Annotated in this window: 21 protein-coding genes and 1 pseudogene; 4 read left to right on the forward strand and 18 right to left on the reverse strand. The window is 45.4% G+C overall.

The window, feature by feature from the left end:
• Positions 1-151: 151 nt before the first annotated feature.
• From BS614_RS24905 to gpr, 6 genes are all read right to left on the reverse strand, one after another.
• The gene (locus tag BS614_RS24905) at positions 152-622 is read right to left on the reverse strand and encodes an N-acetyltransferase (RefSeq protein WP_074095900.1); all 471 of its coding nucleotides are present in this window, start codon (positions 620-622) and stop codon (positions 152-154) included.
• A gap of 118 nt (positions 623-740) precedes the next feature.
• A complete protein-coding gene (gene hemW / locus BS614_RS24910) occupies positions 741-1,925 on the reverse strand; it encodes a radical SAM family heme chaperone HemW (protein WP_036668565.1) in 1,185 nt (394 codons plus the stop codon).
• A gap of 153 nt (positions 1,926-2,078) precedes the next feature.
• Positions 2,079-3,893, reverse strand: coding sequence for a translation elongation factor 4 (lepA, locus tag BS614_RS24915; protein ID WP_074095901.1), 1,815 nt, complete (start codon positions 3,891-3,893; stop codon positions 2,079-2,081).
• A 145-nt stretch (positions 3,894-4,038) separates the two neighbouring features.
• Positions 4,039-4,398 (reverse strand): hypothetical protein, encoded by a 360-nt coding sequence (locus tag BS614_RS24920; protein WP_074095902.1) that lies wholly within the window; start codon positions 4,396-4,398, stop codon positions 4,039-4,041.
• Between the two features lie 55 nt (positions 4,399-4,453).
• Positions 4,454-5,749 (reverse strand): stage II sporulation protein P, encoded by a 1,296-nt coding sequence (locus tag BS614_RS24925; RefSeq protein WP_074095903.1) that lies wholly within the window; start codon positions 5,747-5,749, stop codon positions 4,454-4,456.
• 146 nt (positions 5,750-5,895) lie between these two features.
• Positions 5,896-6,897 (reverse strand): GPR endopeptidase, encoded by a 1,002-nt coding sequence (gpr, locus tag BS614_RS24930; RefSeq protein ID WP_074095904.1) that lies wholly within the window; start codon positions 6,895-6,897, stop codon positions 5,896-5,898.
• A 175-nt stretch (positions 6,898-7,072) separates the two neighbouring features.
• On the opposite strand from gpr, the gene rpsT reads away from it, so the two are divergent.
• Entirely contained in the window at positions 7,073-7,345 is a 273-nt protein-coding gene (gene rpsT / locus BS614_RS24935; RefSeq protein ID WP_024628504.1) for a 30S ribosomal protein S20, read from the forward strand.
• A gap of 188 nt (positions 7,346-7,533) precedes the next feature.
• On the opposite strand, the gene holA is transcribed toward rpsT, so the two are convergent.
• The 3 genes from holA to BS614_RS24950 form a co-directional block, all read right to left on the reverse strand.
• Positions 7,534-8,550, reverse strand: a complete 1,017-nt coding sequence (gene holA / locus BS614_RS24940) for a DNA polymerase III subunit delta (protein ID WP_074095905.1) — start codon at positions 8,548-8,550, stop codon at positions 7,534-7,536.
• A 256-nt stretch (positions 8,551-8,806) separates the two neighbouring features.
• Complete coding sequence (locus BS614_RS24945) at positions 8,807-10,084, reverse strand: anti-sigma factor family protein (protein ID WP_074095906.1); 1,278 nt, start codon at positions 10,082-10,084, stop codon at positions 8,807-8,809.
• Entirely contained in the window at positions 10,081-10,629 is a 549-nt protein-coding gene (locus BS614_RS24950) for an RNA polymerase sigma factor (protein ID WP_017687205.1), read from the reverse strand. The genes BS614_RS24945 and BS614_RS24950 overlap by 4 nt, the downstream gene beginning before the upstream one ends.
• A 351-nt stretch (positions 10,630-10,980) precedes the next feature.
• Between BS614_RS24950 and BS614_RS24955 the strand changes: the two genes are divergently transcribed.
• Positions 10,981-11,283, forward strand: a complete 303-nt coding sequence (locus tag BS614_RS24955) for a hypothetical protein (RefSeq protein ID WP_017687204.1) — start codon at positions 10,981-10,983, stop codon at positions 11,281-11,283.
• A gap of 247 nt (positions 11,284-11,530) precedes the next feature.
• Here BS614_RS24955 and BS614_RS24960 read toward each other — a convergent pair whose 3' ends face one another.
• From BS614_RS24960 to BS614_RS24980, 5 genes and pseudogenes are all read right to left on the reverse strand, one after another.
• Complete coding sequence (locus BS614_RS24960; RefSeq protein WP_074095907.1) at positions 11,531-12,970, reverse strand: polysaccharide deacetylase family protein; 1,440 nt, start codon at positions 12,968-12,970, stop codon at positions 11,531-11,533.
• Between the two features lie 62 nt (positions 12,971-13,032).
• Positions 13,033-13,326: pseudogene (locus BS614_RS32730) on the reverse strand (hypothetical protein); the annotation flags it as partial.
• 319 nt (positions 13,327-13,645) lie between these two features.
• Complete coding sequence (locus BS614_RS24970) at positions 13,646-14,422, reverse strand: DUF3298 and DUF4163 domain-containing protein (RefSeq protein WP_074095909.1); 777 nt, start codon at positions 14,420-14,422, stop codon at positions 13,646-13,648.
• A 171-nt stretch (positions 14,423-14,593) separates the two neighbouring features.
• The gene (gene rsiV / locus BS614_RS24975; protein WP_074095910.1) at positions 14,594-15,484 is read right to left on the reverse strand and encodes an anti-sigma-V factor RsiV; all 891 of its coding nucleotides are present in this window, start codon (positions 15,482-15,484) and stop codon (positions 14,594-14,596) included.
• On the reverse strand, positions 15,481-15,993 hold the full coding sequence (locus tag BS614_RS24980) for an RNA polymerase sigma factor SigV (protein WP_074095911.1): 513 nt from the start codon (positions 15,991-15,993) through the stop codon (positions 15,481-15,483). Before BS614_RS24980 ends, rsiV begins: the two co-directional genes overlap by 4 nt.
• 792 nt (positions 15,994-16,785) lie before the next feature.
• Here BS614_RS24980 and BS614_RS24985 point away from each other — a divergent pair.
• The gene (locus BS614_RS24985) at positions 16,786-17,238 is read left to right on the forward strand and encodes a hypothetical protein (protein ID WP_074095912.1); all 453 of its coding nucleotides are present in this window, start codon (positions 16,786-16,788) and stop codon (positions 17,236-17,238) included.
• 15 nt (positions 17,239-17,253) lie between these two features.
• Here the strand turns inward: BS614_RS24985 and BS614_RS24990 are convergent, their stop codons facing one another.
• The 3 genes from BS614_RS24990 to BS614_RS25000 all read right to left on the reverse strand — a co-directional run bounded on the left by BS614_RS24990 (position 17,254) and on the right by BS614_RS25000 (position 21,420).
• Positions 17,254-20,121, reverse strand: a complete 2,868-nt coding sequence (locus BS614_RS24990) for a ComEC/Rec2 family competence protein (protein WP_074095913.1) — start codon at positions 20,119-20,121, stop codon at positions 17,254-17,256.
• 102 nt (positions 20,122-20,223) lie between these two features.
• Positions 20,224-20,742 (reverse strand): deoxycytidylate deaminase, encoded by a 519-nt coding sequence (locus BS614_RS24995; RefSeq protein ID WP_017687196.1) that lies wholly within the window; start codon positions 20,740-20,742, stop codon positions 20,224-20,226.
• Between the two features lie 39 nt (positions 20,743-20,781).
• The gene (locus tag BS614_RS25000; RefSeq protein ID WP_074095914.1) at positions 20,782-21,420 is read right to left on the reverse strand and encodes a ComEA family DNA-binding protein; all 639 of its coding nucleotides are present in this window, start codon (positions 21,418-21,420) and stop codon (positions 20,782-20,784) included.
• 185 nt (positions 21,421-21,605) lie between these two features.
• Between BS614_RS25000 and comER the strand changes: the two genes are divergently transcribed.
• Entirely contained in the window at positions 21,606-22,451 is an 846-nt protein-coding gene (comER, locus tag BS614_RS25005) for a late competence protein ComER (protein ID WP_036615122.1), read from the forward strand.
• Here comER and leuS read toward each other — a convergent pair.
• Entirely contained in the window at positions 22,432-24,876 is a 2,445-nt protein-coding gene (gene leuS, locus BS614_RS25010; RefSeq protein WP_074095915.1) for a leucine--tRNA ligase, read from the reverse strand. The genes comER and leuS overlap by 20 nt on opposite strands.
• Positions 24,877-24,892 lie beyond the last annotated feature (16 nt).

Consider the following 24,892-nt stretch of genomic DNA (forward strand, 5'->3'; position numbering starts at 1 on the left):
TCAAGTGAGTTTGATGAGTGGGCTCATCTATTTATAGTATAGACCAATGTCAACGAGTCCTAACAACTTTATTGAACATACTTTGAAGTAAAAAAAGACTGCATGTAGGGCAGAGGCTGACTCGGCTCGATCCATGCAGTCCATTCAGTTGTTATGCTGAAACGTTAAGCTCTTTTAATACCGCGATCTCATCGCAACAATCTTGCTTGCTGCAATGAACACAGTCGGTCCATACTTTCTCAGGGAAAATCTCTTTTTCCACTACGGCAAAGCCGTTTTTGAGGAAGAAGGATACTTCATATGTCAACGCCATAACCTTAGGAATCTGTAGTTTCTCCGCTTCTTCTACCAGTCGGTCCAGCAATCGGGAGCCAATACCGAGCCCTTTGTGTCCTTCCGAGATACCGAGTGATCTGACTTCCACCAAATCATTCCCCAGACGACAAAGCGATCCGCAACCCACCACTCCACCATCAACTTCGGCTACAACAAAGTGCTCCAGCTGTCGGTGCAGTATTTCCCGTGATCGCGGAAGCATGATCCCACGCTCTGCATAGCCCTTAATCATTTCATACAGTGGTTCAACATCTTCCGGCACGGCTTTTCTGCATATTACCGACATCCTGCTCTCCTCCTATTACCAAGCTTTCCAGAGGAAAGCTGACTTCGTAGTTGTTAAATTAACACGCTCTGTAAAATCAATATGAATAAATATACAACAGAGCGTATAGAATTTCAAGCTATGAATTCAGCGATATGGACCCGATAAACTCCGCAAAAACGTCATTTCCGAACAGGATACCCTGCTCGCTCAGTCGGAAGCCGTCTGCCGTCCGCTCAAGCAACCCTGCGTTCAACATTTTGCCCAAAGGCTTCGCAAACACTTCTTCCATGGACTCTCCGAACTGTTCGCTAAAGCGTGAGGCCGAAGCTCCCTCCAACATTCGCAGTCCAACCATCAGATAATCTTCCATGGCTTCCGGGCGAGCAATCTCAAAATGATCCAGACGAGGCAGCCCTGCTCGTGAAGCTTCAACATAAGGATTTATACCTTTAATATTCATATGCCGTTCGCGGCCCACATATCCATGTGCACCTGCACCCAGACCATAGTAGTCCTCATTACGCCAGTAGGTAATATTGTGACGACTCTCAAAGCCCGGCTTGGCAAAGTTACTGATCTCGTATTGTCCATAACCTGCTTCTTTCATACGTCTCATTAATAGAAGATACATCTCCAGCTCATCATCTTCATGAGGAAGTGGTAACTGGTTCTTCTGATACAGGGTATGGAAAAGTGTATTCTCTTCCACTTTCAGGCTGTAGATGGAGTAATGCGGCAGATCCAGTTCCAGCGCTTTGTCGATACTCTCATTCAACATTTCAACAGTCTGGTTTGGCAAACCAAACATCAGGTCAATGGACAGGTTATTCAAGCCTGCTTTTCGAGCATTCTCCAAACTGCGATATACATCATCCGTATTATGAATACGGCCAATGCCTGTCAGCAGATCATTCTGAAAAGCCTGCACGCCAAAGCTGACACGGTTGACGCCGCCTTCTTTCATCGCAGCGAGTTTCTCCGCATCCGTTGTTCCCGGGTTGGCTTCCATCGAAAATTCAATATCGTCCGCCCAATTTGGGAAATACGTCTTCACGGAACGAAGAAATACTGCCATCTCATCCGGTTTCAGAGCTGTTGGCGTACCCCCACCTACAAATATAGTCTTGATCTCACCCGGTGGATTGGCCTTAACTGTATGTTCCATCTCCCGTTCCAGCGCTTCGAGATATTGCATCACGGGCTGATCTTTCAGAACGTAGGAGTTAAAGTCGCAATAAAAACATTTATTCGTGCAAAAGGGAATGTGAAGATACACCGCTTGGGGCGCACCTGTCTTCCGGCTGTGTGCTGCCAATGTCATGGCAAGTCCCCCTCTATTTGAAAAAAGGAAAGCCATCCGGCTTCCCTTTCAGCTTAGTTATTTAATATTCTGTGTTGTAACCATGTTTGCAAGCAAACGTCCTACAATTCAATTTCGATACACACAATCTGTGTTGTACCCGAAAATGAATTATTAATCATCAATTTTCAGTACCGCCATGAATGCCTCTTGTGGCACCTCAACGTTACCAACCTGCTTCATCCGCTTCTTACCTTCCTTCTGCTTCTCAAGCAGTTTCCGTTTCCGCGAGATGTCACCGCCATAACACTTGGCAAGTACGTTTTTACGCATTGCTTTTACCGTCTCACGAGCAACGACCTTGGTACCTACAGATGCCTGAATTGGCACCTCGAACATTTGCCGTGGAATCAGCTCGCGCAGTTTCTCACAGACAATGCGTCCGCGATTATAGGCACGGTCACGGTGAACGATGAAAGACAGAGCATCCACCTGTTCGCCATTGAGTACAATATCCATTTTCGCCAGATTGGACTGACGGTAACCGGACAGCTCATAATCCAGAGATGCATATCCTTTGGTACCGGATTTCAACTGGTCGAAGAAGTCATATACAATCTCGGACAACGGAATCTCATAGGTAATGGTAACCCGGGTTGTGTCCAGATATTCCATATTTACATATTCACCGCGTTTAGTCTGACACAGCTCCATAATCGTACCTACATAATCATTCGGTACGATTATATCTGCCTTGACGTATGGTTCCTCGACGTAATCAATCCGTCCCACCTCAGGATAGTTGGATGGGTTGTCGATTTTCATCACTTCACCATTCGTTAAGGTGACGTGATAGATTACACTTGGTGCCGTTGTGATCAACGGAATGTTAAACTCCCGCTCGATCCGCTCCTGGATAACGTCCATGTGAAGCAGTCCAAGGAATCCGCAACGGAATCCAAAACCGAGTGCACTGGATGTTTCCGGTTCAAAGCTCAGAGACGCATCGTTTAACTGCAATTTCTCCAACGCTTCACGCAGATCAACATAGTCCGATGTTTCGATCGGATAGAGACCACAATACACCATTGGGTTAATTTTACGATAACCCGGCAAAGGTTCCAGTGTTGGATTTTTGGCATCCGTTACTGTATCCCCGACTTGTGTATCGCCAACATGCCGGATACCTGCAACGATAAATCCAACATCCCCGACGTTCAGCTCGTCCACGATGGTCATACGAGGTTTGAACGCTCCAACTTCAATGACTTCAAATGATTTACCCGTTGCCATCATTTTGATTTTGGAACCGGATTTGATTTTGCCGTCAACAACACGCACATATACGATTACACCTTTGTACGGGTCGTAGTGCGAGTCAAAAATCAGCGCTTTCAAAGGCTGGTCAGGATCACCAGTTGGTGCTGGAACACTTTTCACCACTTGTTCCAAAATTTCTTTGATTCCGATTCCTGATTTGGCCGAAGCCAAAACCGCATTACTTGTGTCCAAACCAATAACATCTTCCACTTCCTGCTTCACCCGTTCAGGATCAGCGCTCGGAAGGTCAATTTTGTTGATAACCGGTAAAATTTCAAGATTGTTATCCAATGCCAGATACACGTTGGCAAGTGTTTGGGCTTCAATTCCCTGAGCCGCATCCACAACCAGCAGAGCACCTTCACATGCAGCAAGACTGCGTGATACTTCATACGTGAAGTCTACGTGTCCCGGTGTATCAATCAGATTCAATAAATACTCTTCACCATCATCCGCTTTGTAAGTCAAGGCTACTGCTTGTAGCTTGATCGTTATTCCACGTTCACGTTCAAGGTCCATTTTATCCAGAACTTGTTCCTGCATTTCACGTGAAGTGAGCGCACCTGTGTGCTCCAAGATCCGGTCCGCAAGTGTTGATTTGCCGTGATCTATATGTGCAATAATAGAAAAGTTACGAATTTTACGTTGTCTTGCCCGAATGTCAGTCATTCCTTACCCCCAGAAACAGCCTAGTGTCAATCACTTCATTATAACAGTTGAAGCACAGTGCATCAATCCCGTGATGTCTCAACTTTATAATAAAGTGTCATCATGCACTCCCAGAGGTTATATTGTACCTTAAAATTATAGTATTTTATTCAGCAACGCCGCTAAAAAGAGAGACCACCCATTTGATTCCACTGTGTGAGAGATTTTGCAGTAGTCCAGCCGTTTTGTCTGCCAACACATCAACCGGAGCCTTATTTTGATCTGCCCCAAGCACTTGGCTTGGTGACTGAACAGGTACAAATGGTGGTTCTTTGATTTCCTTTTGGACAGGTGCAGTCGGGACAGATTCGGTAACCTGTGAAGTTGGCTCTGTTGTCACAGCGGTTGACGTGCCTCCTGAGGGATTGCCCATATGAAAGTTGCTGCCAGCCAGCTGCATTCCAAACAGCACACCCAGCAACATTAATACAGCGATGGATAACAGTCTTTTACCGAATCTGGACATATGCTTTGCCTCCTGTCACTCTCTACTATTTTGTGCTTCATACCATATATAGTCCCTATCCACCCTGTGATGACGTTTCTGCACTGGCTTTGTCCACCTTCTGATCTTCCCAATATACTTGGGCAATCATGTCTGCTAGAATCTTCGATGTCCGTTGGAGCTCAGCTCCTGTGTTGTCGATGCCGCCAATCTCAATCAAAATGCTGTTGGGTGAAAGGGTTTGGTTATACTCTCCATTGTTGGCTCCTCCACCATCTTTGCCCCACACACCACGGGATACCCCAGGATACTTGGCTTCCAGTTTCTTATGAATTTTCGCTGCAAAGGCTTCATTTTGCCGCCAATTTGGATTTTCATGTCCAATAATGAAATACACTTTGGCGTAGCCCAAGTCATTAATAGTGGTTGTTGTTTTGCCATGACGCTGTGAATCGCGATGAATGTCTATGAGATGTGTCAGATCATCATTTTGAGCGAGTGCCGCTTTTACCGTTTGACGGGAGTATTTATAAGAATAGTTCCAGTTATAGTCCTTAACTTTAGTGGGGTAATCATCCTTGGCGTGTTCTACGCCGATTCCCAGCTTCTCCAGACTGTCTGAGAGGTAGGTTCCCACTTGAAACACATTGCCTGTTGATTTGCCTGATGATGGATTATCACTTTTCGTACCTAGCAGTGGATTGTAGCCTTCCCGTGGATGGGAATGATAGATAAGAATTGACTTTTGGCCTGTTGTCGGTGAGCCTGAATTGTCTTTCTCGCCATTCTTCGCTGGGGGATCTTCTTTACCTTCTCCATCTCCAGGCTCACTCGACTCAGGTGGATCCGTATTGTCCTGACCTGGTGGAACATGCAGCTCACTACCGGGTTTTCCTCCACCTGCGGAAGCCGTATCTGTAAGACCGGGGCCGGGCTGATAATCTTCGGGAGCCTCGGCTTTTTCGTTACCAGATCCAGGACGGAGCAGAACAGGTTGGTTGGAACCCATACCCGGCATTTCTCTCGCAATCAGGCTCTTCGGATCTTGAGGATTTACATTCGTTAGTAATTGGAAAACAAATGAGGTGAGATTTTCACCGGATATAGCAGACGTCTGTTCCTTCTGGGTGAGATGGGGCATCTCCATACCGAGCATATCGACGAAAAAGCGGCTTGATACGGCACTCGCAAATCCTTTCATGGAAGAAACGGGTGAATTATTCAAGCGTTTCTCTGCCATTCCCCCGAGACCAAGTACGACAAAAAACAAAGCAGATATGATCATAAGCAACAACAACGTACGGCCCATGGCCAGCACGTGCAGACATCTTTTTTTCCACTTTCCAATATTCCAGGCCAATATCTTGTTCATTCTGCTGTCTCCTTCCCTGCTGGACAACTCTTATACTTCAACTCTATGAGCCCGCCCAATTTGATAGAACAGGAAAATGAAAGATTCCAAAAACAAAAAAAAGAAAGTCCGATAGATTCGGACCTTCTTCTCAGCAGTTTTAAGTTTTAATGTGTATAGGCCGCTACGTTATCTGGATTCACAGCATCATGGAGTGCCGCGTTAAGTCCTGTAGCAATAACATTGGCAATTCCCTCAATAAACTCATCGATTTCCTTTGGGGTAACAATGAGGTCATGACCCAGTGGTTCCAGTACCTCTTTCACCAGACTCAAGCGATCCTGCTCACCGATGTCGTCCAGCATACCCATGATCTGTTTGGTCTGATCCGTTTCCTGGCGGAAGTGTGAGCGCATCATCTCAATCACATTGTTCACAATGGTGGACGCATAACATACGGTTGGTACTCCGATGGCGATGCAAGGCACACCTAATATCTCCCGGGTCAGGCCACGCCGTTTGTTTCCAATACCGGACCCAGGATGAATACCAATGTCCGCTACCTGAATCGTTGTATTTACACGTTCCAAGGAACGGGAGGCCAGCGCATCAATCGCAATAATGGCATCCGGCTTGGTCCGATCTACAATCCCCTGTACGATGTCACTGGATTCAATGCCCGTTGTACCTAACACGCCGGGAGCAATCGCGCTGACTTCCCGATACCCTGGCGCAACCTGATCTGGCACCAATTCGAAATACTGACGCGTCACCATCAGATTTTCCACAACAAGTGGACCGAGTGAATCCGGGGTGACATTTAAGTTGCCCAAGCCAACAATCAAGACCTTGGATGTTTTGTTAATTCCGGCCTTAACCATAAAATTTTCCATTTCACGTGTGAACTCGGCAGCAACTCGCTCCTGTAACTCGGTATCACCATTCCGTAGTGAAGGTACTTCCAAGGTGACATAGTGACCTTTCACCCGACCAATAGCCGTGGCTGCTTCTTCAGTCAGGACATCAATACGTGTAATCGTAATTCCCTCTTTTTTCTCTACATCTTCCTGTAGTCCGGGAATCGTCTGTTTCTGTCCACCTTGCGCCATTTCCTTGGAGTCGATCGCCAAATCGGTACGAACTGTATAGTTTTGCAAATCCAGTGTCATTCTGTCCCTGCCTCCCTTACCGCATTTGAGCATATTGTGTGGGAAAAAGGGTTTCTTTATACAGCATGTCGAACATCGTAGGAATATCTGTTGCATTTTACATGCTAGCGTGATAGAATATTTTAAGTTGTGAAACGTTTGTATTCATGCAAATGCCTTACAGGAGGTGAATGTAATGCCAAACATCAAATCCGCTGTTAAACGCGTAAAAACGAGCGACAAGCGCCGCGCACTCAACGCTTCCCAGAAGTCTGCACTCCGTACAGCTGTTAAAGCTGCTGATGCTGCTCTGGTAAGTAACGAAGTTGATACTGCAAAAGCTGCGATTCAAGCTGCTTCCAAAAAGCTGGACAAGGCTGTAACTAAAGGTCTGGTTCATAAAAATGCTGCAGCACGCAAAAAGTCTCGCTTGGCGAAAAAACTGAACGCTCTTTCCGCACAAGCGTAAGAAGCGTTACTTATACGATCCAATGGAAAAATCCTGAACAGCATAGGCTTTCAGGATTTTTTAGTATCTGATTCGATAAGTATAAGACAAAGATAAAGCGACCTTTATTCCGATGATTTAACGATCTTGGAGCAAAGGTCGCTTTGTTTGTTATTCACACTAGTAATCTATTACGTTTACTTATCCATTCATGCACCAAGTCTCAATAAGAACAGCTCCAGACCAAGCACTTTATCCACCGCTCCTGTTTTCATCTGGTAATCCAGTTCGCTGAGGTGACTCAAAATCATTCTCAGACGTTCCGGCTGAAATTTACGGGCTTGCTCACCTGCAATCTTAACAGCATACGGATGCAGACCAAGCTGACTGGCAATCTGTTGCTGGGAGTAACTTTGTTGTCCCAACTCTTTCACCTGGATCATGATCCGAAACTGGCGTGCGATTAAAGCCGCAATTTTAATTGGTTCTTCCCGCTGCTTCAGCAACTCATAGAAAAGAGACAACGCTTTCTCCAGTCGCAAATTAGCAAGTTCCTCCACCAGTGAAAATACATTCTGCTCTGTACTACGGGCAACCAGTGACTCGATATCAGCACGTTTGATTGTCCCCCCATTACCCGCAAACAAACATAACTTATCTACTTCAGCAGACAGGGTCTGAAGACCCGTTCCTGCATAGCTGATCAACGTTTCCGCCGCTCCCGTCTCCAAGGAAACATCCCGCTGCTTCGCAAGTTTCACTATCCAATTCAATAACTCTTCTCCACTGAGTGGAGCAAAAGCAAGAACTACTGCCTGTTTCTTGACAGCTTTCACCAGTTTCTTACGCTCATCCAGCTTATCCCCTTGGGCCAGGAAAACAATCGTACTGTAATCTGCCGGATTTTCCATATATGTAAGCAGACGATCAACCTGATGTTCAATCTTGGATTCTTTACCTGCGGTGAACAGGCTCGCATCCCTTACAATAATTAATTTGCGTGGAACCAGAAAAGGTACGGTCTCTGCTTCTTCAATAACGACCTCCACAGCCGTTTCAGACAAATCATATGGAATAATCGCAAAATCACGATGTTCTTCTTCAATAACCTGTTCTTTTAACATATCCGTAAATTGCTGTATCTGGTACTTCTCCGTTCCGTACAGCACATAGATCGGTGCCGTTTCTCCATTACGTATTGCCTTTGTTGCACTTTTTACATCCATTCACGGCGCCTCCTTATCCCTCTTATCCTACCAGAAAAAGCGCAAGACAACAAAGGGACCTTACATCCAGTTATGGATGAAGGCCCCCTGTCCTACATCTATATAAACGCTGACACCAGCAGTTCTAGAAAAAGCCGGTGCGCGGTCATACGACGTCAGTTGTTTGAACTGAGATAGGACGTTTTGTTACTTCCACTATATGCTTGTCATACTGAAAATGTTCTTTCGTTTAGAAGAGCGCACTCCCCATTTTTAATTATTTCGCAGAAGCTCCACCTGAAACAGCAGGTACATTAAACGAGTTCTTTGCCGTTGTTCCGTCCTTGTCCGTTTCGTAATTAAATAGGGTACCATCCTTCGACCAACTCGCTGACTTCAGTGTCCCCTCTATACTGCGTTGTTCAACCAAATTTAGAACATCCGGTTCGCTCACAGGTTTGGAGTATATGCTGATTTGATCACCAATAAGCATAACTACATAAGAGCCGTCAGGTGACTTCCATTCTTTTGGTGCTGCTGTTGTAGTCATTCCCTGATCCGGTCCTGCTGCGAATCCTTTGTTCCCTCCAGAAGCGTCTGCACCTGCACTGGAATCAGGAGCAGAACTGCCTTCCACCGGAGCATCTTCATTTACATTCGGTACGATTGTCTGAGAAGTGAAGGAATCTCCATTTTCTGTTTCTGTTACTCCATTCTCTTCCCCATCTGCAGAAGATTTAGGAGAATCTCCTGATCCTTGATTTCTCTGCTCAGAATCTTGGTTCTGAACCTGACTCTGCTGATTATCGGTCGAAGAAGTTTTAGACGAATTATCCTGAGCTCCTTTATTCCGTGCAGGGGTTGATTCGGTAGCCGGTTGTTGAGGAGTCGGATCTGACTTAACCTCAGGCTCCTGTACCTCATCTCCACCGTTCTCTTCAGGAATTGTTTCTGATCCCAAGTTATCCCCTTCCGTTGAGGAAGCATTCGATTCACCCACAAATACATCGTTGCTGCTTGGTTGGGATGAAGTTGCCGGATCAGAATTTTCAATACTCTTGCTTAATGGATTCTCATCCACATTGCCACTCTCTTGAGAAGCCCCAGAGCTCATCAGCATGGAATCGGCATTCTCGATCTGTTCAGGCTGATATCCCCAGATGGCGAATCCCAATACAACTGCCGCAGCCGCTGCACCCATGGACATACGTCCTGCCATCGAGTTAAGCCATTTTTGCTTCGTTTTCCGCTCACTTGAACGTTGTAAATTCTCAAATGCAGCGGGGACAGGATTCATTTCCTGTATGGTGCTACTTTGTTCCTTCCGCGCTTCGTCAATGGCATCAAGCTGTGGCATAATCGCATCAACCAGACTAAATTTCGGGCTTACTTGCGGTAATTCTTCCAGTTCTCTGGAAAGAGCTCTGAGTAAACTAAAATTCTCGGCGCACTCCGGACACTTTGCCACATGCTGTAGCATCTGCGCGGTTTCCGCCTCGCCCAGATCATGATCCAGATAGCGGTGCATCCATTCCACCACCTCTTCGCATTTCATCCTGTCACACCACCTTTCTGATATTCCTGTAGTAGATTCTGTAATTGCTGCCTGGCTCTAAATAAATAAGATTTCACCGTATTCAACGGAAGATCGAGACAATCCGCAATTTCATTGTAGGATAAGTCCTGCAAATATCTTAGAACAATAACGGTACGATGATGCTCGGGAAGCTTGTTGATCGCATCCTGAATGTCCTGGGCCACATATGTAGACATGACCTCGTACTCCACATCCTGATTATCCTGAAAAACCATGTCATGTTCGTCAATGGAGACGGACGGCTTGGTTCTTCTGAATTTATCAATACAGATGTTCGTGACGATGCGTTGTACCCATGTTTTGAATTGGGCCTTTTCTTCGTATGAATTGATTTTGGTGTAAATTCGGATCAACGCTTCCTGAGCAGCATCCAAAGCGTCCTGTTCATTATTTAGAATGTAATATGCGGTCCGATAGACATGTTGTTCAATCTCCCGCAATAGGGTAATTAGAGCGTCGCGATCGCCCGATTGAGCGGCTCTGATGAGTTCCGGCTCTACCACAAAGGATCCCCCTCTCCCTGCAACCTTACAGACGTGATCATCAATAAAATTGTTGCAAAGTTAAGTATTTTTTTAATTTGCCATAACAAAATAACGGCGTATGTATTAGGGCCGCTGAAATCTTCTCTTAGAATAACAGAAATTGCATAACGAGTCACCAAACGTATCCAAAAGGGATTCCATTACTTACACGACTCAATTCAAATGCAATGGCATACATTATAGATAAGCACTTTTTTGGTTCCGAAAATAAAAAAAGTCGAAATTTGTCCAAATTTAAGCTGTTTTTAATGCAATTTTCATGAAAATGGTGTATTGTAAATTTACATTCATAAACACGAGGTGATGAGCATGCCAGCTCTTGCGAAAATCCAAGCTTTAAAAGAACAAATGCCCAAAGAATACCAAAGTATTTCCCACTTTGTGGAACATGCATTGGAGTCCATTGATACTCTGGTCGAGGAACATCGGAAGTACGTAGCTGCACAGGCATTGTACGGCGATAAAATCGTTGGATCGGAAGAACGCTTGTACAGAGAAACCGTACTTGATGTCAGAGCACAGCTGTTGATGACTCTTGAGAAAACGGTAGAAGATCTGTTGCACAAAGGCGACAAACACTGGAGCAAACACTTTAAGGATGGCGTAGAGTAGTTCTTATATTTCTTCTACATTTTGAAAAAATGGCCCGTTTTCCGATATTCTCCCTCGCGGAGTGTAACGGAAAGCGGGCTTTTTTTGTGCTGTGCTGTAACCTGCAATCAAATGAAACAGCAAGGAATGATTTTAAATCCAAATAAATGAAGGTCGGTTTATATAGGATAGTACAAATCCAAATTCTTATAGAAGAGGTACAAACCTTAGAAAAACGAAGGTTTGTACCTCTTTTTGTGAGATGAACTTATTGATTATAATAAGGGGCATTGCCTTTGGATTCATTCAAGGACAACAACTGAGAAACCGTTACGAATTGGTAGCCTTGCTTTTTTAGTGATTTAAGCATTTGGGGCAGCGCATCAGCTGTAGAAGCGTGAATATCATGCATAAGTACAATCGAACCTGATCTGATGTTTTTAGCAACCTCTTTATTTACAGCTTGGGCGTTCCGGCTTTTCCAATCCAGCGAATCCACAGACCATAAAATAATGGGTGTTTTCTGTTCTTTGGTGACTTTTTTGACTGATTCATTCATAGCACCATAAGGCGGACGGAATAGGGTTGGTTTTTCTCCAGTCGCATCTTTGATTCGGTGCGATGATTCTATGATTTGTTTGCGTACCTCACTCAGGCTCATATTCGCCAGATTCGGATGACTCTTGGAGTGATTGCCGATCTCGTGGCCAGCCTCAGCAACCTTTTTAGCCATATCAGGATAATACTCTACTTGTACGCCCAGCATGAAGAAAGTAGCCTTCGCGTTGTACTCCTTCAAAGTCTTTAGAACTCTAGGTGTCACCTTTGGGTGAGGCCCGTCATCAAAGGTAAGAGCCACATATTTCCCTTTAGGATCAAGCGGAGGCTGAGTTGGCTTCTTCCCTTTTGGCTTCTCGTTATTTTCATAAGTGATATTCCATTTTTTGGTGAGGTCCTTTTTCAAGTAGGAATGCAAGGATTTCAGTGGAATGTTCACTTGGACCGTTCCGGCTACACCAGCAGCGATCTCGTATTTATTAAAGTATAAAGTAAAGACTCCGTTACCTATGGACCATTTCCATTCAGATGTATTTTTTATAGATTTTTGAAGTTCTGCTTCGAATACATAAGAGTGGACGTTTTTCTGTTTCTTCAATTCTTCCTTCACGATGGACATAATATGGTCAACAGCTGCTTTGTCATAAGTCATGATATCGGATAAATTCAAAATTTTATTTTCAGCTGTGTCGATATTAAAAGATTTTATTATCGATTGTCCATTAGCACTGCCTGTGGTGATTTGATAGGAAGTGAACACTAAACTATATAAATGGTCACTAATTTTATTCGTATCTACTGTAATATTCAATTCAGCACGATAATCGCCTTGAAGCGTTTTTGCACCGGTTTTAATCTGGGTTAAGAATTTCTTTTCCTGATCATTGACCCACGTCTGAATAGGAGTATTAATCTCCTTGCTGTTTGTGAGAACGTTGCTAATCGACAATATATAATGCTTCGTATTCTTCGTCCTTGTTTCGATATTTAAGCCTGGGTATGCACTGGGCGACACTTCAACGTTCTCTGTAACGCTGTGGTTTCCAGCCAGAACATTTTGCACCACTAGATTGATTCCTAGAATCCCGCCAGCTAATACAATAAATCCAACCAGCCAAACGGGCCACCGTGTTTTCTTCCTTTTGGTCATTTCAAATCATCCTTATCTTTATTCTAGTCATAAAACTGCAAGTCATTGTCTATCATTTCTTCCGGCAAGGGTGGCCCAAAACTCTCGAAATACGATACCTGATGAAAAATCAACCACCAGTTATTCACAATAAAACATCGATGACAGAAAAGCACCACTGAGTGCCTTCACTCTCGACAGATCGATAATGAGGAGCCACGCAAATCCCCCTGAGCCCAATTGATATTAAGATGGTAGGCCATGACAGCCATGACGGATAATGCCCTGAAGCCATCAAGTCCTGGCGTATAACGCTTACCGTCGCCTCGTACCGGTGCAAAGTTCCGACTTCCGAAATGATTCGTGTTATCATGCATTTTGCTTTCGTCCCTATCCTTTTTGATTTGTCGCTCATAGGCAGGACGCCGAGGTTGTAAAGAAAGTTTTCTCCAATTAATGTAATCAATGAAGAGAACAAAACAATTTCATGGAACTTCTACCTTTAAAACTAAAAAAAGCATCCCGTAAGAAGAGAGTCTTCGGGATGCCATATTCAGAATAACGTAAAACTGATTTTTATGAATCGAAGTGGCTGCGCCGAGCGCTTTGGGAGCCATTTTCGAGAAGTAGCAAGCTGCCACCTTTTTCAGATCCAACTTTACTGCGACTTCTGGCTTCATATCATTCGGCTTTGCCTCAGAGGCTGGCATTCTTTAAATTGAAACGGAACTCCGGTGAACCCACATATCCCGGCGCGATACTGTATTTCGGGAAGACGATAACCAGTTCGCCTTTTTCAATATAAAACGACTGTTCGGTGAACGTCCCTTTGAATTCTTCCAGGAAGTATTGATCGGGATCCTTTCTTATTTGCGCAAGAATATCTGCATCAAGCTTTTCTTTATAGTTAGAACCGAGGAGATCCTCCAGTGTCACGCGCTGAGCCGCAGAGGCATTTTTCAAATTGTAGGTATCGATCCGGGGCATGCTTGTTCCGCCCCTGTAACCTTCCGTGATTACTTCAAGCGAAACTACTCCTGCCGGGTTTCCAGTTCCGTCCGACTTTAGCTTATAGCTGACGTAAAATTCATAGGGGTGGAACTTCTGGTGATTTACTTTTGCCTTTTTGGCCGTTTTTGCGGCATCCTTCTCCCACTGAGCAAGATCCTTTTGCGCACGGGATAAAAGGATACCATTCAGTTCATTCTGGTATCTGGTGTCCAGCATGCCGTGCAGCTGCGGTACCTTGATGTTCACAATAAGGTTCTTGCTTGTTGTGCTCAGTACCTTCTCCACGATTTTTACTCCTGTAGCCAAAGGGACGGTTGAATGTACCTTAGAGCTGACAGTTACGTTCGCTGAAACAGGTGCCGAGGCCAGCACATTTGCAGATAAGCTCGCTGCGCCGACGCCGAGCATGGCTACACAGCCCATGGCCCCCATCTTCATGTATTTTATCGTTTTCTTTTTCATAGCTTTCATCCTCCATCTCTTTGTATGAGTGTCTAATCACGCACACTCATTGGCTAGACGCATGAGATGGCACAGAAAGTTTTAGAAAATCAAAAATAGAACAATGTCTCTTCGACCAAAGTACTAACAAAAAAAAACCGGCGCGGGGTACCCGATCACCGGTCTCTTCCATTACTTAATGTATTTGTTATTAATTAGAACGTCTTTCAACACATCCGTGGGAATGACGAATTCCACAGAACCCATATAGCCTGGCGCGACGTCATATTCGTTGAAAGCAATCACCAGCTTGCCGTCGTTGTTGATATAGAAGCCTTGATCCTTCGCGATGCTCTGGAACTCACTGGTGGTCGGCACGTCGGTAGCTCCCGGAGTCCAGTAAATCTTATTAGGGTCCTCTCTCATTTGCACCTGCATCTGCTCTTTAACGTTGTCGCTGATGAGCCGCACATAACGATCGTCCTTGAACAGCATCGGCAGAGTTATGAGGATTTGGTTTTTCTTATCGATCGTATCAAACTGAAGCTCCTCCGAGGATGAAGCGGCGGTCTTGACTACGTACCTTTGTATAGATAAAATCTCGTCGTTGTCCGTCTTTACTTCATATCCGACATCAAGTCCCAGATGGCCTCCGCCTTGCTTCTTCAATTCGCTGATTTCCGCCTGGAACTTTTCGTAAAGCGCTTTGTTCTCCTTCATATATTTCTCGTTCAACCCGCTTTGCAACTGCTCATTCTCCATATCGGTAATGGAAGGCACTTTGATATTCGCATTGTAATTAGACTCGTCAACCACGTATTCCTTGAACGTGAGCACCTGGATAACCCGGTCCACACCCGGTATGGATGACAAGGCTTTCGCTACAGGAGGACTGACATTGATCGCAACAAGGAACATGAACGCAGCCGCACTGGAAACGGCTAACCATCTGTACTTTGAGCCGCGGCCCCTCCTTCCCTCCTTAGAGAATTTATGAATCGATTGGTTTACAATGCTATCCAATTCATCAGGAATGGGTATTTCTTGATATTCTTTTCGTAGCTGTTCCATATTATTGTTCATCTTACTCGATCTCCTTTGGTTGTTTCATCATTTATTTTGATTCGCAATAGCTGATGCGCCTGATACAGCCTTGTTTTAATCGTATTCACATTCTCATCCAGTACAGCAGCAACTTCTTCGATCTTCATATCTTCAAAATATCTCAGTATAATGACGCTCTTGTATTTATCCGGCAAGGATTCGAGCGTTTGCTTCAAATCAATGTCCGTATACGTATCTTCTGTCCCGGGGCTGTAGGTTTCGATCATTTCATGATCCATCGCCTGAACCTTTTTGTTACTGCGCAGAAAATCCAGGGCGGTATTCACCACAATCCGGTAAAACCAGCTTTTTACCGCATCTGGGTTCTTCAAAAGTTCGAGATGCGTCATCGCTTTGTATATGGAGTCTTGTACGATATCTAGGGCATCCTCCTTATTTTTGACATAGCTATAAGCAAGTCGGTATACGTTCTCCTTATGCTCGATAATACAGTGTGTAAGAATTTTTTCAGTTTTCCTATTGAACATGGTCGATTATCCCTTTTCTATATAAATCTTTTGTCGTAACAAGAAGTAAGACGTATACGGGTTCCCAAAAAGTTTTCGCATCCAAAATTTTTTTTAATTCTGCAAACCGTTCAAGGCCCTCACAAGCAGGTCAGCGTAAACCTCGGCGCCTCTATTAAATGCTGCACCCCGTCCTTTTAAAAATAATCTTCCCTTCCTACACTTGCCGAATACCAGTCTACTACCGATGACCGAATTCATTTGAAACTTTTGAAGGTTTCTTTCCGAAAAAACAATGTATCACTCGGAACCGAAAGTTGTTTGGTAGTCTGTAGCGCTTTTGTCGTTGTAGGCTTTCTATGTAACGATATTTCATATTTTTAATTCGTCTCCTTCTGATCTGTGCCGGTGGAACCACGCGTATTGAATTAATTTGCTTCGCGCTGGCTGCAAATTTCAATAGAAGGAATATCCATTTCAAAAGTTGCGACGTGTTCAATTATGACCGCTTCAATAAGTTCCTGAATTTTGTTCGTTATCAAATGATACTCAGTAACTTGAACCGTCCAAATGCAATAATAAATGGGCATCCCATCCCTCATTTCCTACCATGCCACTACCAAAAAATATATGTCACCACCATGAAATTAAGAAAAAAGTCGTTCGCAGCGAAACGACTTCTTTCTTTTATAGGTCAACTAAGTACTTTCTTTCTCTAATTCCCACTTTCCCTCAACCTCTGTATGTTAAAATATAGTAACGCCTTAATCTATCTCTTATTAAATATAGTTATTTAGGGAGGTCAATTTTCGAATGACAAAAACCCATAGAATCAATAGGCCGCGCGGAAAAATAGTTACAGCTGTATTAACTGCAGTGTTCATTTCACTTGCAATGGGGATATATCACTATGTCCCTATAGATGAAAGATTAGAGAATACTTACTATTATTCATTCGGGTATGAATTTGCAGTTGGATTATTGATTAACCTCGCTATTTTACTTTTCTTAATTACGCCACTTTCTATATTGGTGGATGGATTACTTTTATACAGAAAAAAAGATAATACGTATATGAGATTGCTCGTTGCTATTGCCGCATATGCTCTATTAGGCTGCATAGGTGGGATCATCTACTCGATATTTACACGTAACTTCACTACTTTTTCTGCTCAAACTATCCACATTGTTGTATGTTCTCTTGTCTTTTTAACCTTCCAGTTGGTATTAAATCGGAGTTTTCTTCACTCATCTTCACACCGATAAATAGATTGCCTGCCTTCACTCAACTCCAAACAACTTGTACCGGATATCAATCTTCCCATCTTTCACCCTCATCTGTACCTCACCCATCTGATCTGTCCGATAAATATCTGACCCGGTAGCCTCCAGACGTTCCATCACTCCCGGATTGGGATGCCCATATGTATTGTTAACTCCTGCAGATATCAAAGCGGTTTTGGCGTTCCAGTATTGGAGCCAGGCTTCAGTGGACGACGTTTTACTACCATGATGAGCGACCTTTAGAACGTCAATGGAGACAGATGCTGAAGCATCTTTTGAATCAACCTGCAACGGTCGTGTAAGTATCCTTTGTACAACTCCCTCTGTAACTCCAATATCTGCACCTTTCTGTTCAAAATGGGCAGCTAACGATCCATCCTGAATCATATAGAGCAGGTCCTGCTCGGCTGCTGCATCCATATCCCCGGTGAACAACATGGAAGTCCCAGCCATGTCTAGCAAAAAGACAACCGAATCATGATTCTGATGTTCAGACACAGGCAAACTGCCCGATACACTTACATCCATATGTGCCAGATCTGGAGCTATAAAATGTAAAATTGTCTCCTTATCAGCCTTATAGGACATGCCCTGCTGAATGGCGTACAGAGGAATTTTCCGTTCCATGGCTGTGTCCAGTAACTTTTCAAAGTTATCCTTACCGCTGGTCGTGCCATTAAACATGAAACGTTTAACCGGAATCTGTTCCAGCACCGCCTGAAGTCCTCCGGCATGATCCTGATCAGCATGTGTGACAATTACAGCATCCAGTTGATGGATGCCTCTTTTTTTCAATAGAGGAACCACGACCTTGGCACCTACCTCATACGGATCACGTCTTGTTTTCCACGATTGTTCGGTGTTCCCAAAACTAACCATTCCCCCGCCATCCACCAGAATGTGTTTGCCTTCCGGGGTTGTAATCAATGTGCTGTCCCCTTGTCCAATATCCAAAAACTGCACGATGCCGGTTCCAGCAGGCTTCGGAGTCTGATATGCCCACCATAATCCAGCAATAAAGCTGATTGCGAGCAACCCGCACAACCATTGCTGAGCTATACTCATTCGTTCATGTGCATAATACCCTGCACCTCGTGCGGTAAATGCACTTGTATACTCCGGCCAGGCAATACTGGCTCCTAATGTCGTTAATGAAGTTTCTTTTCCACCTACATGGTTCTTACCTTGATCCTGTGCCACGGTAGACATCGAAGAGCGAATGCCCATATTCCCCATGGAAACTGAAGGTTGTCGCCTCACAAGAGGTGCCGTATCCTCCTCAATAAACGTTGTTTCTCGCTGCTCACCATTGCCACGATGCAACAGGTAGAGTAAGGCATACAACACAGCATAATATGCGGCGATCCATAACAAGGGCGGTGTTGCCCAGATCAATACAAAACCTGGCAAACTGTTCATCCACTCCACGCTTACAAATGTCAGTTGATTCAGTTGCATCGCAATCCATGCGAGAGGTTTCGCCAAGGGAACCCATATGAATGACAATAACATGGCGACCGTCCCCAGAGGTAATACAATAGCACTGATCAAAGAAACCAGCAGAAAGTTAGCTACAAATGAGAGTAGTGAGAACTGGTTGAAATACAAAATAGTTACTGGGAACGAAATCAGCTGAGCGGTCACGGTAACGGATGCCGTTGCTGCCAGAGATTTCGGCCAGCCGCTGAACAGCCGGTTAATCAATGGCATGTAGATCATCAAACCTGCGGTCACAAGAAAGGATAACTGGAAGCTCACGCTCAGCAAAAAGTACGGGTCCCACCACATCATCACCAACGCTGCTGCACTGATCATCTGAAGACCGTCTCTGGCGAGGCCACGGCGTGCCATATACAACCCAATCATGGACATAATTCCTGCCCGAATCACTGAAGGTGAACCACCTGATAACAGTACATAAGCTGGCACCAGGATCAGAACAATCGTGAGTGCCGTCTCTCTGGTAAGCCTTAGCCAGGATAGAATAAGGAGAAGAGAAGCGACATATACAGCTACATGGGTCCCGGAGATTGCCAGGATATGCGTTAAACCCAATTGTGAAAACTGACCATATGTACCTGGATCGATATCAGTAGCCATCCCGACAATAAGACCCTTCATATATCCAGCATGAGGCTCAGGAAATAACTGCTCAACCGCCGAGCCCAACTTATGCCTAATCCAATCCGTCCACCTTAGTATGTTATATTGTCCAAGTCCCTCAGGAGCAACTGCTGTTACCGAACTGGCTCCTTTCACTTTGAACAACCAGTGGATATGCAGGGTTCGCAAATAACTGCGATAATCAAACCCGCCAAAGTTCCTTGCTTCGCCAGGAAGGGCAAAAGAACCATTAAGCGTGATTGTATCGCCCCTCTTCCAGCCCGCTGCTACCTGTTGTTCTTCTTCCTCCAACAGTCTGACTTGTACCATCAATTGTTCATCTATGTTGAATGCAGATGATACTGCAAGATCTGTAACTGCTGACGAATTCGATATTGGCAATAATGAAGACATCTGTATCTTAAAGTCAGCCCGATCTCCATCAATACGTACATCTGACACCAGCTCACCCTGAATTTCAGCTGACCATCCGTCCAACTCATGAGCAGCGATATGCATGGTCTCCGGCAGACTACTATGATTGCGTGCGTCATTCCACTCCCAATGTGCAGCACCTCCAATAAAGGCAGCGAGTAAAAATAAAACAGACCATCCACGCACATCCATAAAACGAAGTAAAAGTGGCAAACATGCCATAGCTCCAATTAACCCCCAGATTAACGTCCAGCCTGTTAACGCGCAAGCTATCCCGCTCCCGCACAACCAACAAATCGTAAAACTTAATAATGGTCTGCCTTTCATCTCTACCCCTCCTTCATTTCACCCGTTGAACGCAGAAAAACCCCCGGAAAGCCAATTCAGGCTTGCCGGAGGTTCTCCCTCACGTATTCGACCATATTCACATTAATTGCTCACAGTCATCATCGTTTCCCGCGGGGGCTGATAATTCTCCAGCCTGCGGAACGTTATGCCCTTCTGTTCCATCATATTGGTAACCTTGCCGGTATCTTTAGGATAAGAACGATGAAACACGATTTCTGTAATCCCGCTATTCGCCAGCATATTGGCACATGTCCAGCAAGGTTCGTCGGTCACATACACGGACGAGCCTTCACGGTCGATTCGATCTGTGAATAAAAGCAAATTTTGCTCCGCATGGATTGTGCGAATGCATCGTTGCTTTTTGACCATTTCTTCCTGACCATCGGTCACGACCAACTCATACTCTTCCGATATCATGCAACCTGCTTCAGAACAATCCGGGACGCCGGTGGGTGCACCATTATAGGCTGTTCCCAGCAGTTTCTTTCCCTGAACAAGAACGGCACCCACATGACGACGCGAACAGCGGGAACGGGTGGAAACCATATACGCGATGTCCATAAAATACGTATCCCAGTCCTTGCGTACCTCTGTACTCATGCTGCATTCCTCCCGCTCAACACATTTTTTATTCTAATATTACCGGATCTGCACATACGGTGCCATCTTCTCCAGCATCTTCATACCGATTCCTTTGACCTTTGTCAGATCACTGACTTTTGCAAAAGGACCATGTGCATTCCGATAATCCACAATAGCCTGAGCTTTCTTCTCTCCGATTCCGGGAAGCTCCGTAAGCTTGGAGACAGGCGCTGTATTCACATCAATCTTGCCATTGTCGCTAACTTCCTCACGAACTACAGATGGATTACTGTTCGAGCCCGTCTCGGAGGTAACCGAAGGATTCGAATTCGTACTTTGCGCCACTGGTTCAATCGAATTTGAGGTGTCCGGTGGATTGTCATTCGTCTGACTTGTAGTTTGAACAACTGAATCACCTTCAACCCCAACGCTCGCAAGCTCTTTAGACTCATCTGCCTTTGCATCATTTCCAGTCTGCAGCCCACTTGCCTCGGTTCCCGAAGAAGATGCTCCTGTATTGCCCTGAACCGAATTAGCCGACTGTACAGCAGGGAGTTCCTGCTCTATCGTCGGCTTCTCGGTGCCGAGCTGCAAGGGTTCCCAGCCACTAGGTGGTTGTTCACTTTTGCCCGACCATAATATGAGTATACTTCCAACCACCGCAGCAGCAATGGTCATCCCTTTGTTCCATCTCATTCTTCCACACCTCTCCCTAAATTCAAAATCATTCATTTCGAACACGGGCGGTGCTTCCGAACCGTTGTACTTTCCTGATGAAACAAGTTGTTCATTTTTCATGTCATGTGAAACAGGTCCTCACGCATAGAATAGAGGGAATGAACTGCGCCAGTACCGTAAAGCATGAAAGGAGGCCTGAAACAATGAAGGTTGGATTTATCGGAACCGGCAGCATGGGCAGCCTGCTAATCTATGCCCTGATCCAATCGGGTGCACTTGAGCCCCGGCAGATCGCGGCCAGCAATCGAACCCCGTCCAAAGTACGTCAGTTATCCCTCCGTTACCCCGGTCTGCATGAATCCCAGAGCAATCGGGAAACGGTGATCCGAAGTAATATCATCTTCCTGTGCGTGAAGCCGCTTGAATTCAAACATGTTATTGACGACATCCTGCCTGTCGTGAACCCCAATCATATAATTGTCTCGATCACCAGTCCCGTGCAGCTGCGACATCTGGAATCTTCACTTCCTTGCAAAGTCTCCAAGGTAATTCCCAGCGTCACACACCAAGTCGGCAGTGGAGCATCCCTCTGCATACATGGCGAACGAATGACCAGTGAAGACCGCGCTGTGTTGGAAAGTCTGCTCAGTCATATAGGCAGGCCGTACCAAGTGGATGAAGCCTGTACACGAATCACATCCGACTTCTCCAGCTGCGGACCTGCATTCATATCGTTCTTTTTGGAACAGTGGATCGAAAGTGCAGTGAAGCTGACAGGCATTAAAAGGGCAGATGCCTGCGCTCTGGCTGGCGAAATGCTCCTGGGAACAGGCAAGCTGCTCACCGAAGGAGGATACACCCCTCAAGAGCTTCAGGCTCGTGTCGCTGTACCCGGCGGTATTACCGCTCAGGCACTTGCACTGCTGAAGGTAAGTCTCGACGGTGTTTTCGACAGTCTGATCCACACGACACATGACAAATATGATGAAGATTTGTTAAAGCTGGATGAACTATTCCGAGCCGGTGAGATTAACCGGCAACAATATTAACGAGTTTGCCTGGAACGGCAATGACCTTGCGAATGGTCTTGCCTTCCAGCGCCTGCTTAACAGGTGCCAGCTCCATCGTAAAGTCCTGCATACCCTGTGCATCCAGATCCTTCGCGATCGTAGCACGAGTTACAATTTTACCATTTACCTGAACAACGATTTCCACTTCAGCATCCACTGTCATGGACTCATCATATTCAGGCCAAGCCACGTAAGAGATTCCACCTTCATGACCCAAACGGCTCCACAGTTCCTCTGCCATATGCGGTGCCAGTGGTGACAACAGCTGCACAAATTTCTCCATCGCTTCACGAGGCAGTGTGTCCGCTTTGTATGCATCGTTGATGAAAATCATCAGCTGGCTGATGGAAGTGTTGAAGCGCAGATGTTCCAGATCTTCCGTAACTTTTTTGATCGTTTTGTGAGCAGTCCGTTTGAACTCATCCGTTCCACCGTCCACCGTAATCTTGTCATTGATGGCTCCTGTGTCTTCGTTAATGAAGAGACGCCATACACGTGACAGGAAGCGGTGCATGCCTTCAACCCCGTTTGCATTCCACGGTTTTGTCGCTTCCAATGGTCCCATGAACATCTCGTACAGACGCAATGTATCTGCACCGAATTCATTGACGATTTCATCCGGGTTAATGACATTACCACGGGATTTACTCATTTTCTCATTATTCGTACCCAGGATCATACCTTGGTTCACCAATTTGTGGAAAGGTTCTTTGGTCTCCACAACACCCAGATCATACAGCACTTTGTGCCAGAAACGAGCGTACAGCAAGTGAAGCACCGCATGCTCTGCTCCGCCAATGTACAGATCAACTGGCAGCCACTGTTGCTGTTTCTCCTTGGAGATCAGTTCCTTGTCATTGTGTGGATCGATAAAGCGCAGGTAATACCAGCAGCTACCCGCCCATTGTGGCATGGTGTTAGTCTCACGACGTGCCTTCATTCCCGTTTCCGGATCTACCGTATTCACCCACTCTGTAACATTCGCCAGCGGTGATTCTCCAGTACCCGAAGGTTTGATCTGGTCGATATCAGGCAGCAGCAGTGGAAGTTGATCCTCCGGTACTGTCTTCATCGTTCCGTCTTCCAGATGCAGAATCGGGATTGGCTCACCCCAGTAACGCTGACGGCTGAACAGCCAATCGCGCAGACGATAGGTTACTTTACCTTGTCCTTTACCGTTCTCTTCCAACCAAGCAATCATCTTGGCAACCGCTTCTTCATTATTCAGTCCGTTCAAGAAATCGGAATTCACATGCGCGCCATCACCCGAATATGCCTCTTGTGTAACGTCTCCGCCTTGAATAACCTCGATGATATCCAGACCGAACTGCTTCGCAAATTCCCAGTCGCGTGCATCATGACCCGGAACTGCCATAACCGCACCTGTACCGTAACCTGCAAGAACATAATCGGCAATCCAGATCGGCAGTTTTGCACCATTAACGGGATTGATTGCATAAGCGCCAGTGAATACACCTGTTTTGTCTTTGGCCAAATCTGTACGTTCCAGATCACTCTTACGAGAAGCCTGCTCCTGATAAGCCTGAATCGCTTCACGTTGGTCATCGGTTGTAATTGCTTCTACCAATTCATGTTCCGGAGCAAGTACTGCAAAGCTCGCACCAAACAATGTGTCCGCACGGGTAGTGAACACCTTGATGACTTCCTCGCGACCCTCAATGGCAAATACAACTTCCGCACCTGTCGATTTACCGATCCAGTTGCGCTGCATATCCTTGATGCTTTCAGACCAATCCAGCTCTTCCAGGTCTTCCAACAGACGCTCTGCATACTCGGTAATTCTCAGAACCCATTGACGCATCGGTTTGCGTACAACCGGATGTCCACCACGTTCACTCTTGCCATCAATAACCTCTTCATTAGCAAGTACCGTTCCAAGGGCTTCACACCAGTTAACTGCAACTTCATCCACATAAGCCAGGCCCTTATTGTACAGCTGGATAAAGATCCATTGTGTCCATTTATAGTATTCAGGGTCCGTTGTGCTGATCTCACGATCCCAGTCATAAGAGAAACCGAGCGATTTGATCTGGCGACGGAAATTGTCAATATTACGGAATGTAATATCTCGTGGATGTTCACCTGTATCCAGTGCATGCTGCTCAGCAGGCAGACCGAAAGCATCCCAACCCATTGGGTGCAATACGTTGTAACCGCGCATACGTTTGTAACGGGAAACGATATCCGTTGCCGTATATCCTTCCGGGTGACCTACGTGCAGACCTGAACCGGATGGATAAGGGAACATATCCAGTGCATAAAATTTCGGTTTAGCAGGGTCCTCACCCGTTTTAAACGTTTTATTTGCATCCCAATATTGCTGCCAACTTTTTTCCATGACTTGTGGCTGATAGCCGTGTTTCGGCTGGTTATTCTCACTCATCTATTGTTCCTCCTTC

It is taken from the genome of Paenibacillus xylanexedens (assembly GCF_001908275.1).
Lineage (GTDB): Bacteria > Bacillota > Bacilli > Paenibacillales > Paenibacillaceae > Paenibacillus > Paenibacillus xylanexedens_A.

Excerpts from the sequence above, each read along its gene's own strand:
- BS614_RS24905 (WP_074095900.1), bottom strand. The coding sequence starts at position 622 with ATGTCGGTAATATGCAGAAAAGCCGTGCCGGAAGATGTTGAACCACTG.
- hemW (WP_036668565.1), bottom strand. The coding sequence starts at position 1,925 with ATGACATTGGCAGCACACAGCCGGAAGACAGGTGCGCCCCAAGCGGTG.
- lepA (WP_074095901.1), bottom strand. The coding sequence starts at position 3,893 with ATGACTGACATTCGGGCAAGACAACGTAAAATTCGTAACTTTTCTATT.
- BS614_RS24920 (WP_074095902.1), bottom strand. The coding sequence starts at position 4,398 with ATGTCCAGATTCGGTAAAAGACTGTTATCCATCGCTGTATTAATGTTG.
- BS614_RS24925 (WP_074095903.1), bottom strand. The coding sequence starts at position 5,749 with ATGAACAAGATATTGGCCTGGAATATTGGAAAGTGGAAAAAAAGATGT.
- gpr (WP_074095904.1), bottom strand. The coding sequence starts at position 6,897 with ATGACACTGGATTTGCAAAACTATACAGTTCGTACCGATTTGGCGATC.
- rpsT (WP_024628504.1), top strand. The coding sequence starts at position 7,073 with ATGCCAAACATCAAATCCGCTGTTAAACGCGTAAAAACGAGCGACAAG.
- holA (WP_074095905.1), bottom strand. The coding sequence starts at position 8,550 with ATGGATGTAAAAAGTGCAACAAAGGCAATACGTAATGGAGAAACGGCA.
- BS614_RS24945 (WP_074095906.1), bottom strand. The coding sequence starts at position 10,084 with ATGAAATGCGAAGAGGTGGTGGAATGGATGCACCGCTATCTGGATCAT.
- BS614_RS24955 (WP_017687204.1), top strand. The coding sequence starts at position 10,981 with ATGCCAGCTCTTGCGAAAATCCAAGCTTTAAAAGAACAAATGCCCAAA.
- BS614_RS24960 (WP_074095907.1), bottom strand. The coding sequence starts at position 12,970 with ATGACCAAAAGGAAGAAAACACGGTGGCCCGTTTGGCTGGTTGGATTT.
- BS614_RS24970 (WP_074095909.1), bottom strand. The coding sequence starts at position 14,422 with ATGAAAAAGAAAACGATAAAATACATGAAGATGGGGGCCATGGGCTGT.
- rsiV (WP_074095910.1), bottom strand. The coding sequence starts at position 15,484 with ATGAACAATAATATGGAACAGCTACGAAAAGAATATCAAGAAATACCC.
- BS614_RS24980 (WP_074095911.1), bottom strand. The coding sequence starts at position 15,993 with ATGTTCAATAGGAAAACTGAAAAAATTCTTACACACTGTATTATCGAG.
- BS614_RS24985 (WP_074095912.1), top strand. The coding sequence starts at position 16,786 with ATGACAAAAACCCATAGAATCAATAGGCCGCGCGGAAAAATAGTTACA.
- BS614_RS24990 (WP_074095913.1), bottom strand. The coding sequence starts at position 20,121 with ATGAAAGGCAGACCATTATTAAGTTTTACGATTTGTTGGTTGTGCGGG.
- BS614_RS24995 (WP_017687196.1), bottom strand. The coding sequence starts at position 20,742 with ATGAGTACAGAGGTACGCAAGGACTGGGATACGTATTTTATGGACATC.
- BS614_RS25000 (WP_074095914.1), bottom strand. The coding sequence starts at position 21,420 with ATGAGATGGAACAAAGGGATGACCATTGCTGCTGCGGTGGTTGGAAGT.
- comER (WP_036615122.1), top strand. The coding sequence starts at position 21,606 with ATGAAGGTTGGATTTATCGGAACCGGCAGCATGGGCAGCCTGCTAATC.
- leuS (WP_074095915.1), bottom strand. The coding sequence starts at position 24,876 with ATGAGTGAGAATAACCAGCCGAAACACGGCTATCAGCCACAAGTCATG.